This is a genomic window from Paraburkholderia saeva (genome assembly GCF_907164555.1).
Classification (GTDB): Bacteria; Pseudomonadota; Gammaproteobacteria; order Burkholderiales; family Burkholderiaceae; genus Paraburkholderia; species Paraburkholderia saeva.
The window spans coordinates 289589-301911 of record NZ_CAJQZC010000008.1; the positions used below are offsets into that span (position 1 = coordinate 289589).

A 12323-nucleotide genomic window follows, 5' to 3' on the forward strand; every position below is an offset into this window, starting at 1 on the left:
GACCACCCAAGGTGGGTAGCGAGGCGGGTCGGGACGACGGGCGGCGCGGCGGGGTGGGGTGGCCACGCGGCGACGTGGGCGCGTCAGCCGGCTTCGTCGCCGCCGGCGGCCGGCGAGCCCAGTTCGAGGTCGCGAACACGGGCGACCGCCTCGTCGCGGCTCGTCACGCCAAGCTTGCCGTAGATGTTCTTCAAGTGCCACTTGACGGTTTCCGGCGAAATGCCGAGCGTGCGGGCGATTTTCTTGTTCGGCAATGCCTGCGCAAGCAGGCCCACCACCCGTGTTTCGCGCTCGCTGAGCATCTCGGCGCCAGCGGGCGGCGCACTCCGGGCACCGGATTGTGCCGCGGGCTGCGCGACACTGGCGGCTGTGGCTTTCTGCGCGGCCTGAAGCCGGTTCACATAGAAGGACAGAACCGGATCATGCGCTTCGCCCTGCGCGACGTCGGCAATGAGGTCCAGCGCGCCGGGGGCGGCGTCGAGCAGGCTGCGCACGAGACCCAGCCGGTGACCCCGGCGCAGCGCGGCGAGCACCGCCTGACGCGCGGCGTCGGCCCGGCCGCGCCGCGCATCGACCACAGCGGCCTGCATCTGGAAATGCGCGACATGCCGCTGCCAGCCGCGCGCCTCGCAGAACGGAACCAGTGCCTGAAGCCGGCTCGCCGCGCCGTCGAAATCCTCGTGGGCGATGCACCAGTTGATGTGCGAGCGTTCGGCCATCGCGTGGATTTCCGCGACGGTTCCGGACGACGTCGCAGCCGCGCGCCCGGCGATCATGTCGAGACGTGCAAGGCCGGCTTCCGCTGCGTCGAACTGGCCGCCCTGCAGATGTCGGTGAATCTGCTCGGCGACGCTATGGGCGACGAGCCGGGACAACCCATACTGGGACGCATATTCTTCGAGACGTTCGAGCCAGGCAAATGCATCGAGGTGATGCCCGGTCGCCCAGTGGACCGCCGACAGCACGGTCAGCACGCGCAGAACGGAGTCGGGAATGGACACCCGTTCGAGCACATCGACGCGGTCTTCCAGCAGCTTGCGGGCCGCTTCCAGATCGTTGAACTCGTAGAGCACTTCGCCAAGCAGCGCCGCCGCAAAACACGCGGCTTCGGCGGCGGCGCTGCCGCGCTGGTCGGCGTCGAACAGCACGTCGCGGCTGATGCGCTCGACCTGGATGAACTTGCCCTCCAGCGCGTAGCTGAACCCCGCGATGCAGCGGCCATTCAGCGCGCCCGCTGACGTGCCAAGGAGCGGCGCGCCGTCGACGAAGAGTGGCGGCGCCTCGCTCTGAACGCGCCGTGCCTCTTCGTACTCGCCACGGCGCATGTAGATCCACGACAGCAGGTTGTTACGGCCGCCCACGGCGAGACTGTCGGCGTGCACCGGAATTTGCTGAAGTTGCGGCAGCACCGACATCGCGTCGTGCGTGTCGTCGCGCTGGACGGCGAGCGCCGCCTTCAGCAGGATCAGGCGGTAGCGCGAATGCGCGTCGCCTTCGGGAATATCGTCGTGAAGGCGCGCGATGTCCGCCGCGCAGGCCTCGAATTCGCGTGCGTATAGTTGCAGATGGACCATCCATAGCCGCAGGCCGATCCGCGCCTGCACTTCGGCAAGCGGCAAGAGGCGTATCAGCACGACCAGCTTGCGCAGCTCGCCCCTGATCTGCATCGTCCGCGCGACGCTCAACACGAGGTCGGCGGCCGCTGCCGGTTCGCCGGCGAGTAACGCGTGCCGTACGGCATCGTCGGGCTGCTCGTGATCGCGGAACCAGATCCACGCGGCCAGATGCACTTCGCGTTGATGCAGCTCGCTGCGCGCGCGAAAGCGTTCGAGCAGCGTCTCGCGAAAGAGCGGATTCAGCCGGTACCACGACTCGCTGCCCGAACTCTCGATGGGCGCGATGAACAAGTTGTCGCTTTCGAGTCGCGTCAGCAGCGCACGGACTTCGGCAGGCGACTGTTCGTCGCCCGTCAATGCGACGCACAACGGCGCGCATACGCGCGTGCAGCCTGCCATCCGGATCAGCAGTTCCACTTCGGACGGCGCGAGGCGCGACAACACTTGGCGCTCGAAATACTCCGCGAATCCGCGGGCATCCAGAAGCTGCGCGTGATTGGGCGGATCGACTGCCGCGACGTCTGTTCCGCCCTGTTTTTTCCGCTTCAGGCGCATCGCAAAGAGCTGCAGACCTGCGACCCAGCCGTCGGTCAGTTCATGCATATGCCGTGCGTCGCGCGGGCTGATCTGGCCCAGCTGCGCCTTGAGGAACGCTTCGGACTCTGCGGCGCTGAAGCGCAGGTCGCGCATGTCCAGTTCCAGCACGAGACCCTGGTCACGCGGGCGGCCGAGCGAAAGCGGCACCGTGCCGCGCGAGACGAACACGAGATGAAGGTTGGCCGGCGCGTAGTCGAGCAGCCACTGCAATGCTTCGTGGTGACGCGGGCTTGTTATGTGATGCAGGTCGTCCAGCACCAGGACGACATCGTTCGGATGGGCGGCAATGCCGCGGACAAGCGCGATGATCGTGCGCTCGACCGTTTCGTCGTCCATGCCGCGACCGCCCAGCAACGCCGCTTCATGGGACATCGCGGGGTCGACCTGGGCGAGGCTTGCAACAAGATAGTCGAGAAAGTGCGTGAGTTCGTTGTCTTCGGGCACGAGCGTGAGCCACGCGATATCGAAGCCGAGTGACAGCAGTGCCTCGCGCCATACGATCAAGAGGCTTGTCTTGCCGCAGCCCGCCGGACCCTGAAGCACGATGCAACGGTTGCGCCGCGCGTCAAGGAGCTGCGTCAGAAGACGTTCACGCGCGACGATGCGAGCGCTGCTGCGCGGCGGAGTCAATCGGGGATCGCTACGGGATTCGGCGGCGGCGCCGGGGGAGCGGCGTGGGTCCGCGGGAGGGAAATTCTGCGGCATCGTGACCTGCGCCTTGCGCGCTCCGGCTTTGCGCCATGTCGGCGTGGGCCAAAGGACGAAATGATAATCGGCACATTGTAGCGCAGCGCAGCTGACGTTTTCACATGCGGCAGGGTGGTGTCTTCCCGGATTTATCGCTCTTCTTGCAGGTGACGCGCATCCAAAGTGGGTGCTTCGCGTTGCTGCATCTGTCGTCTGCGCTGCGTCGCGAATTGCACGACCTCGCCGCCTGCGCGCCAGGCGTAACACGTGTCGGCCATCGGATGCACCCGGTCCGCTTCTTTTCCGTCAACGGATTCGCCTGGGTCGGAAGGCGTCTTGCGCAGGCTCATCAGCGTCTGGATGGCTGTCGTGGCGATCGGCCCGAGCAGTTCGGTCAGATGTGTGCAGCCTTTCGGACCGGTCAGCCGGCTCTTGACCTCTTTCATGAAGCCCGCGCCGATGCTCAAGCCTTCAAGATTCCTGTACGCATCGTTGATTTCCGTGCAGAAGCGGCTGGGCGACGCGTTGGTATGCGCCTCGATATGACGGATCACCAGCTTCGAGTCGATAGTGACGACGATACGCATGTCGTGAAGCGGTGCGCCGGCGGGGACCGTCTTGAAGAGCAGATCGGCATCGCTGCTTTTCGTGTCCCGCATGCTGCCTTCAATATCGAACAGGCCGTCGCTTCGTTCGTAACCCACGCATTCGATACGGCGGGTGTGAAGAGACCGCCGTGTTGAAGCACTCGATGAAGTGACAGACATAGATATCTCGCTCATGAAAAAGCAGCCGCTCGGCCGGTGGAAGTCGAATTACGTTCAGACGACGTAGTGCGATGCCGCGTCTGTTCGTTCTTGAGTGACCGATATCAGTCAGCCTATCGATATGGCGACCACGTGCCGCCCCCCGTGCCGGGGGGCGGACGATGTGTAGTGCTCTCCTTTTATCCCTTGGGGTATTCCCGTCCCCCCTCTGTTTGGGTAGGTTTTCTGCGCGAACGTCCCTGCAATATGAGCCCGCAAAGGCCGGCCAGACTTTGACGGACCGTCATCCCGGCGCACATCTGTATGAGTTTGCTAGACCCGCGTCCGTCGGACGCGGTAAACATAAAAGGGAGACACGCATGCGTTTTATGAGTCAGGGCATCTGCGGAGCCACGTTGATTCTTGCCGCCGGGGGAGCGGCGGCCCAGTCGAGTGTGACGTTGTATGGAGTAGCCGACACGTTCGTGCAGTATCTGGATAACGGCGGAAATCATTCGTATTCCGTACGAAGCGGCGGTTCGACCGGTTCTCTGTTCGGTCTCAAGGGAAACGAAGATCTCGGTAATGGACTGAAGGCGGTATTCGACGTCGAAAACGGCTACAACATCAACAATGGCGCATTCTTTGCCGACAGCACCGCGATGTTCTACCGGCAGTCGTGGGTCGGCCTGAAGCACGACACGTATGGCTCGTTGACCTTTGGTCGTCAATATCAGCCGAGCTTCTGGGCCGTCTACTTCACCGACCCGTTCCGCGGCAACGAAGTGATGTCGCCGCTTGCTGCCGCCGACCTGGCCGGCGCCACTGACCGTTCCACGCTCGCGACGCAGTACGTGTCGGGACGAACCAGCAATTCGATCGTCTACACGTCGCCCGACCTGAGGGGCGCGCATTTCTACGCGATGTATGCGCTGCCGGCTACAGTGACGCAACCGGTGCCGGTCCGCTCGGGCGCGATGCTCGATCTCGCAGCGAACTATTCGGGTTACGGCTTCTACGCGGGCGTTGGTTACCAGTACCAGCACGGCTCGCAGGAGACCGCGCCGCTGGTGCCCACGGCGCCGACGCTGTTGACGACCTTCGATCTGATGGCGACGGAGCACTTTACGGGTGCACTGGCCTACAGGCTCGGCATCGTGAACTTCCAGTTCAACTATTCGTATAACCGTCCGAAGGACGCGCCCGCAGGCGCGCTCGTTACGATCACGCCAACGGTGCGGATCCCGGTTTCCGCGCTGGTGCACTCGTACAGCATCATGGAACTGGGTGCGACGATCCAGGCGACCGCAGCGGACGTCATCGAGGTCGCCGGTGTTGAGCGCAATGTGCGTGGCGTGCACGACAACACGCCGGGTATCGAGGTGGGCGTCGATCACAGCCTGTCGAAGCGCACGAGTCTTTACATGCGCGCGGGTTACCTGAAGAACAACGGCACGGCGAACATGAGCTGGCCCGGTGTGCCGGGTGTCGCGGCCGGTTCGAAGCAGGTCATGGCGGCGCTCGGCATGACGCATCGCTTCTGACGGATCGCGTTACGGGAAGACGTCGCCACGCGACGTCTCCCATCAGCGCTACTGAAGCCGCTTCCGGTCGGCTCGAGAACAACAAAAGGAAAACTTCGATGAATCAAAACAGGGTAATCAGGCTGGCAGCTGGAGCGGTAATCGTTCTCGCATCGCTTGGCGCACACGCACAGGGTAGCGATGCAGCTGGTGCGTCAGGCCGACCGTCTGCATCGGATGCGAAAGCCGTCAAGGCCGCGGACCGTGCGCTCCAGAAGAGTGTGGTGCGTGCGCTGGGCAAGACTAAAGGGCTCAGGGCCACGACGATCACCGTGCGCGCGCGCAACGGCGTAGTGACACTGGAAGGCACGGTGCCGGAACAGTCGCAGGTAGGTCTCGCGACCCAGGCGGCCGAAGGTGTCGAGGGCGTGACCTCTGTGACGAATGCGCTGACGTTGTCTACGTTATAGGCGGCGTCCCGCGCGTCCCTGCTGTTACATCAGGGCCTGCTCATCGTTGATGAGCAGGCCCGTTTCACGACATCTCAACCCGCATCGTTGATGAGCAGGCCCGTTTCACGACATCTCAACCCGCATCGTTGATGAGCAGGCCCGTTTCACGACATCTCAACCCGTGACCGACTTGCACTCGAGAAACTCGGCAAGCCCTTCGCGACCGTACTCGCGCCCGTTACCCGACGTCCTGTAGCCGCCAAACGGCACGGTGATGTCCAGCATCGCGCCGTTGATACGCACCGAGCCGACGCGCAGTCGTGCTGCCACGCGGCGCGCACGTTCCGGATCGCTGCTCGCGATATAGCCGGCGAGACCATATTCCGTATCGTTGGCAATCGCGATCCCGTGTTCCTCGCCGTCGTACGGGATCATCACAAGCACGGGGCCGAAGATCTCGTCGCGCGCAATCTTCATGTCGTTGCGGACATCTGCGAAAACGGTGGGACGCGCATAAAAGCCCTGTGCGATACCTTCCGGCTTGCCGGGGCCCCCGGCTACGACCCGTGCGCCTTCCTCGATACCGGCGCGAATCATCGCCTGCACCTTTTCGTATTGCGCGCGGTTTGAGATCGGGCCCATTCGGGTGGCCGGATCCCGAGGGTCACCTATGGTGATGCTATTGGCGACTGCAGCAGCAATCGCAGTGGCTTCGTCGTACCGCTCGCGCGGCACGAGCATGCGGGTGGGCGCGACGCACGTCTGGCCGGAATTGGCCATACACTGCGCGACGCCGCTCGTCACCGCAGCCTTGAGGTCGGCGTCGTCGAGAATCAGCAGGGGCGACTTGCCACCGAGTTCCTGTGCTACACGCTTCACCGTGGGCGCGGCACTCATCGCCACTTCCACTCCAGCACGTGTCGACCCGGTGATCGACACCATGTCCACATCGGGATGCGACGACAGCCGTGCGCCGACGCTACGTCCTTCCCCGAAGATCATGTTGAAGACGCCAGGCGGCGTACCCGCTTCGTGCATGATCTCCGCGAAGATGACAGCGTCGAGCGGTGCGATTTCCGATGGCTTGAGCACGACTGTGCAACCCGCTGCCAGCGCGGGCGCGACCTTGGCGACGATCTGGTTCAACGGCCAGTTCCAGGGCGTGATCAGTGCCGCGACGCCGATCGCTTCGCGCCGCACGTAGCTCTTGCCGTGCTGCGTCTCGAACTCGAAGTGGCGCAGCGTTTCCAGCGAGGCTTCAAGGTGCGCGAGTCCAATGGCAGCCTGCAGGTTTTTGCACAGCGTAATGGGGGCGCCGATTTCGATGCAGACCGCTTCTGCGATGTCGTCGAGTCGTGCGCGGTAGCGTTCGATGATCCGCTCGAGCAGCGCGATCCGCGTTTCGCGGCTCGATTCCGACCAGGAGGCAAACGCAGCGCGTGCTGCCGCGATCGCGCGATCGGCGTCTTCGGCGGTGCCCAGCGTCAGCCGTCCGGTGAGCGCTTCGGTGGCCGGATTGACAATGTCCATCTGCGTGCTGCCGGCAGACGGCCCGACCCACTCGCCGCCGATGTAGAAGATGTTCAACGTTTTCATTTCGGTTCCAGGGGTTCTTTGGGTCCAGTCGGACTCAGGCGGCGACCGGGTGATCGCCGATCACCGTTGCGCGCATCATGTGACGTGGGGCCGGGAAGTAATCCTGCACTGCGTAATGCTGGCACGAGCGGTTATCCCAGAAGGCGATCGTGTTCGGCTGCCATTTGAGGCGCACCTGATATTCCGGCGCCTGGGCCTGGCGGAACAGATACTGCAGGAGGTCCATTTCCGCGAGCTTGTAGTCGAAGCCGACGCGATATTCCTTCATGGTCACGCGACCGTAGTTCGACAGGTGCGTGGTAAACGCCTCGTTGACGTAGAGGATTTTCTCACCTGTTTCAGGGTGGATTCGCACAACCGGATGCTCGACGGGCGGGAACTTCTCGCGCATTGAAGCGTGCTGGTCTTCGGGGATCGAAATGCCGAACAGCGGAAGGAAATCATGGGCTGCCTTGAGGTTCGCGATTCGCGCCTTCACGTCCTCGGGGAGATTTTCGTAAGCCGCAACCATGTTGATCCAGATGGTGTCGCCGCCCACGTCCGGGCATTGCACGCATCGCAGCATGGAGCCCATCGAAGGAACCTCACGCCACGATACGTCGGAGTGGTAGAGGTTCTCGCGGCCGCGCTTCGTATCGTTGCGCCCGAGTATCACGAGTTCCGGATGATCGGGATGATGCGGAAACGCAGGGTGAATTTCCAGCTCGCCGAAGCGTTTTGCGACGGCAACGTGCTGTGCCGGACTGATATCCTGGTCGCGAAAGAACAGCACCTTGTACTTCAACAGCGCGCGGCGCAACGCAGCGTAAGTCGCGTCGTCGAGCGGATCGCGTAGATCGACGCCTTGAATCTCCGCGCCGATCGTCGGCGTATAGCGTTCGACGGCGAATGGCCACGCGTCCGAACCGGCGCGAACCGCCTTCGCTTCAGGGGCGATCTCTGTTGCTTGCATGCATGTCTCCATTGATGTGGGCCCGCAGGTACCGTCGTGCGTCAGGCGCGCGGCGCTGCGGACGTTTCAGGCAGTTGAGGCCGGGTTCACGTCTGCGCGTCGTGCGCGTACGCCGGTCGCAGGTTCAATTCGCTGGCGGGCGTTTGACGGTGGGCGGCCCGAATCAGGTCGGCGGCTTTTTCACCGATCATGATTGCCGGTGCGTTCGTGTTTCCGCCGATCAGCGTCGGCATGATCGACGCGTCGGCCACACGCAGGCCTTCGATTCCGCGTACCCTCAGTTGCGGATCGACTACGGCCATTTCGTCGATGCCCATCTGGCACGTGCCGACCGGGTGATAGACGCTGTCGGCGTGACTGCGGACGAACGCGCGGATCGCGTCCTCGTTCGAATCGTCCGGTCCGAAATCATCCGTCAGCAGTTCCTTGCCGCCCGCTTCGGCCAGCGCCTGCTGCGCGAAGATCCGGCGCACGATGCGCACGCCCGCCACCAGCGTGTCGAGGTCCGCTTCGGCGGACAGAAAGCGCGGATCGATCGACGGCGCATCGCGCATGTCCGCGCTGCGCAGACGCACGTGACCGCGACTCTCGGGACGCAGGACGTACGCGTGACACGAGTAGCCGTGTCCGAGTTCGCTGCGTTTGGCCATGTTGCTGTTGCCTAGCAGGGCGAGAACAAAGACAAGCTGGATGTCCGGGATGGCGAGCGAGGGGCGGCTCTTTACGAACGCGCCTGCCTCCGCGAAGTTCGACGCGACCATGCCGCTGCGGTTACGCCGGTAGCGCCACATCTCGGACGCGAGCCGCAGAAAGCCACGCGACGAATAGCCGAAGAGGTCGGTGGATTTGACCTGCTTGTTGACGATCACGTCGAGATGGTCCTGCAGGTTCTCACCGACCCCGGGCAGATGCTGTATGACATCGATCCCGTGACTACGCAGATGTTCGGCCGGCCCGACACCCGACGCCATCAGCAGTTGTGGCGAGTTGAATGCCCCACAACTGATGACGACTTCGCGCCGTGCCTGCAACGTCTGCACGACGCCTGCACGCACGATGCTCACGCCGCGCGCCCGTTTGTCCTCGATGACAACGCGCAGCGCCTGCGCATCCGTGAGGACGTGAAGGTTCGGGCGGCCGCCGTTCAGGCCCGGATCTTTTGCGTTGCCGCCGTGCAGATAAGCGCGCGCCGCGTTCCAGCGCTCGCCGTTGTATTGCGTGACCTGATAGAGGCCTGCGCCTTCCTGTTCTTCGCCGTTGAAGTCGGCGTTCAACGGGAAACCGGCCTGCTGCGCGGCCTGCACGAAACGATGGGAAAACGGATTCGGCGTGCGCAGATCGCTGACGTGCAGCGGACCATCGCCGCCGTGCCACGGATTTTCATTGCTTCCTGCGTGGCGCTGATTGCATTCGCTGCGGCGGAAATAGGGCAGTACGTCGTCGAAACCCCAGCCGGTGCAGCCGAGGCGCGCCCATTCGTCGTAGTCGTTGCGATGTCCACGGATATAGACCATGCCGTTGATCGAGGAGCTGCCGCCCAGGCCGCGTCCGCGCGGCTGGAAGGATGGACGTCCGTGCAGGCCGGACTGGCTCTCCGTGTGGTAAGCGAAGTTGCGCGGGCCGGGCTTTCGCACGGTGCCGGCAAGACCGATTGGCATCCATACGGTCATGTGATGATCGTGTGGTCCCACTTCCAGCAGCGCGACCGTGACGGACAGATCTTCGGCCAGTCTGGCGGCGACAGCGCATCCGGCAGAGCCCGCGCCGACGACGATGTAGTCGTACTCTGCCGCGATCGTTGTGCTATGAGCGTTCTTGCCACGTCTCGTCATGGAGTCTCTCTACGTGATTTGAGGTTTGCGCGCGCATGGCGCCGGTTGTGCAGTCACTGCCCGATTCGCCGGGCACCCGTTACGCCGGGGCCTGGGTACCGAAATGGTTGAGGGTCTTGTGCGAGCGGTCAGGATGAAGCCAGAGCAGGGCGGCGAGAGAGGCTGCGATCAGCAGTGCGGCACTCACCGTGAAGCCGAGTTCATAGGCATGGCTGCTGTCGCCGCCGTAGGTCTGTAACAGACGACCCATCACGATTGGCGCGAAGGCGGCCCCAAGGCTTGCGAGCGCCGTGTGGATCGCGACGAGCGATCCGCGCTGGCTGTCCGGGACCATTTCGGCGAGCAACGCGGGCGCGAGCGTGAAGCTCAACGTCGGCAGCGCGCCCGCCATGGCGAGCAGCGCGACTTTCTGCAGCGGCAGCCAGTGAAGCAGCATGAGCGCGACGTACAGCAGGCCACCCGTCACCGCCGACAGACAGATCAGATGAACGCGCGCCCTGCGTGTCGACACGCCGTGGGCGAGCATGCGTTGCGACAGCCAGCTCAGTCCGACATTCACCGGCGTCGCGGTCGCAACCACCACGGCGAAGCACCGGCCGGCTTCGACGCCGGTGAATCCGAGCCCCTTTTCGAAGTAGGTGGGTATCCAGGTCAGGCTCAGACCCAGCGTCCAGTAGGCCGTGAACCCCAACGCGAAGACGGAGAGTACCGAACGGTCGGTGAGGATCCGGCGATACGGCAGCCGTTTCGTCGGTGTCTGCCCGAGCGGCGCGGCTTGCTGCTTACCGAGCGTTCCTTCGCGACCGAAGCACGCCCACAGCACGCTCCACATCACGCCGATCGCGCCGAGCAGCATGAAGTTCGTGCGCCATCCCCACTGTCTCGTGACGACAGGGATCAGCAGACCCGCCAGCAACATGCCGAAGGCGGCGCCCTGGTTGATGATCGCGACCGGCAGATTGCGTTTCCGGTTAGGGAACCACTTGTACAGCGCGTGCACGGAGACCGGAAAGGCCGGGCCTTCGGCAGCGCCGAGAATCACGCGGCAGACCAGCAGCCCCAGTGCGCTTGTCGCCATCGCCTGCGGCAACTGAAGCGCGGCCCAGCTCAAGCCCATCGCAAGCAGGAGCCAGCGGGTGGGGAAGCGATTCGAAAGAAATCCCACGAGCACGGTCGAGATTGAAAACAGCCAGAAGAAGCTGCCGGCGACAAGGCCGAATTTCTCCGGCGAGAGATGCAGCTCGGCCGTGAGCGGTACCGCGACGAGACCTAACACGATCTTGTCCAGGAAATTGATGAGGGCGAGCCCCGTCAGCAGGAGGGTCATCGTCCATGCGGACCTGGCCTGGAAATCGGGGGAAGCGGTCATCGGTTGTCTCCTGTCGACCAGATGCTTGCGGTCGACCAGAGCGGGTGCAAGGCACTGACTCTGGTCCCCTACAAGTGAGTTGCGGTAGTCCTTATCCAGGCGTGCTTTACTGCCCGTCCCGGCAATCCGGCTTTATGGCGTCACGGTACGAGGTCCGGGCGGGTGCGAAACCACCCGGAACAGGTAGTCCAGGGAAAACCTTGTTCTGTCAGGGTGCAGATCGTCCGGCGCTTCAGGTCGCCGGTGTCGCGCGCGACGGGGGCTCCACTCCACCGGGGTAGTGGCGCCGGTGGGGCGTTGAATTACTGTGGCGTCCGGAAACGTCGAGCGGGATTGCCAGCGCGAAGGCGAGGCCGCCTGCTGCCGAGCGTCGCGATTTGAGGCTGTGCCAGCCCGATTGAAAGGAGAGGCCGTGAATACCCGTGAAACCTCGTTGCGCCGTCTGGTGGAAAAATGGTTCGGACCTGATTCGGCGATGCGGGCTCGCGTGACGATGTTCAGTCACTCCCCCGCGAACCGGTGGCGTTATGTGTGCGTCGCGGCCGGGCGGGCGTCCGGTGAGCTCTCGATCTTTTTCTTCCGCCATGAAGATGGTTCCTGGTCCGTATTTCCGCCGGAGATCAGGCGGGCGACGATGAGCGTCCCACGCATGCCTGTTTTATCCGGCACGCCAGGCCCTGTCGCATCGACAGCCTGAAGGCGAGCTGGGTTTTAGTGGCTTCCACGGGTGATACGTTAAGGCCGATTCGCCCGCTCCCGGCGTTCTCTTGTTTTGCAAATCAAGAAGTATTGGAGACCCACGCAGTGTCAATTCCGACCATCCTTGAAGACGATATCGTGAACCCGCGCGAATCAATGGAATACGACGTGGTAATTGTCGGCGGTGGCCCCGCCGGGCTGTCCGCGGCGATCCGTCTGAAGCAGCGTGCCCAGGAGACCGGCGTCGAGCTGGG

At 63.6% G+C, this 12323-nt stretch carries 10 protein-coding genes; 4 read left to right on the forward strand and 6 right to left on the reverse strand.

Features of this window, described 5'->3' with window-relative positions; genetic code table 11:
- Window positions 1–83: 83 nt before the first annotated feature.
- Together LPA36_RS21380 and LPA36_RS21385 are read right to left on the reverse strand one after the other, a co-directional pair.
- Window positions 84–2918 carry a LuxR C-terminal-related transcriptional regulator gene (locus tag LPA36_RS21380; RefSeq protein ID WP_228881104.1) on the reverse strand — a complete coding sequence of 945 codons (2835 nt, stop codon included), beginning with the start codon at window positions 2916–2918 and terminating at the stop codon, window positions 84–86.
- A gap of 131 nt (window positions 2919–3049) precedes the next feature.
- Complete coding sequence (locus tag LPA36_RS21385; protein WP_267478902.1) at window positions 3050–3682, reverse strand: DUF2889 domain-containing protein; 633 nt, start codon at window positions 3680–3682, stop codon at window positions 3050–3052.
- Between the two features lie 344 nt (window positions 3683–4026).
- Between LPA36_RS21385 and LPA36_RS21390 the strand changes: the two genes are divergently transcribed.
- Window positions 4027–5190 (forward strand): porin, encoded by a 1164-nt coding sequence (locus tag LPA36_RS21390; protein ID WP_228881108.1) that lies wholly within the window; start codon window positions 4027–4029, stop codon window positions 5188–5190.
- 98 nt (window positions 5191–5288) lie between these two features.
- Entirely contained in the window at window positions 5289–5639 is a 351-nt protein-coding gene (locus LPA36_RS21395; protein ID WP_228881111.1) for a BON domain-containing protein, read from the forward strand.
- Between the two features lie 156 nt (window positions 5640–5795).
- Here the strand turns inward: LPA36_RS21395 and LPA36_RS21400 are convergent, their stop codons facing one another.
- From LPA36_RS21400 to LPA36_RS21415, 4 genes are all read right to left on the reverse strand, one after another.
- Window positions 5796–7217 carry an aldehyde dehydrogenase family protein gene (locus tag LPA36_RS21400; protein ID WP_228881114.1) on the reverse strand — a complete coding sequence of 474 codons (1422 nt, stop codon included), beginning with the start codon at window positions 7215–7217 and terminating at the stop codon, window positions 5796–5798.
- A gap of 34 nt (window positions 7218–7251) precedes the next feature.
- Window positions 7252–8169 (reverse strand): TauD/TfdA dioxygenase family protein, encoded by a 918-nt coding sequence (locus LPA36_RS21405; RefSeq protein WP_228881117.1) that lies wholly within the window; start codon window positions 8167–8169, stop codon window positions 7252–7254.
- Between the two features lie 86 nt (window positions 8170–8255).
- The gene (locus LPA36_RS21410) at window positions 8256–10001 is read right to left on the reverse strand and encodes a GMC family oxidoreductase (RefSeq protein ID WP_228881119.1); all 1746 of its coding nucleotides are present in this window, start codon (window positions 9999–10001) and stop codon (window positions 8256–8258) included.
- Window positions 10002–10080: 79 nt separating this feature from the next.
- The gene (locus LPA36_RS21415) at window positions 10081–11370 is read right to left on the reverse strand and encodes an MFS transporter (RefSeq protein WP_228881122.1); all 1290 of its coding nucleotides are present in this window, start codon (window positions 11368–11370) and stop codon (window positions 10081–10083) included.
- Window positions 11371–11782: 412 nt separating this feature from the next.
- Here LPA36_RS21415 and LPA36_RS21420 point away from each other — a divergent pair, with 412 nt between their 5' ends.
- Together LPA36_RS21420 and LPA36_RS21425 are read left to right on the forward strand one after the other, a co-directional pair.
- Window positions 11783–12067 carry a hypothetical protein gene (locus LPA36_RS21420; protein WP_228881124.1) on the forward strand — a complete coding sequence of 95 codons (285 nt, stop codon included), beginning with the start codon at window positions 11783–11785 and terminating at the stop codon, window positions 12065–12067.
- A 113-nt stretch (window positions 12068–12180) separates the two neighbouring features.
- A partial coding sequence (locus LPA36_RS21425; protein WP_228881167.1) for an FAD-dependent oxidoreductase occupies window positions 12181–12323 on the forward strand: 143 nt, incomplete at its 3' end.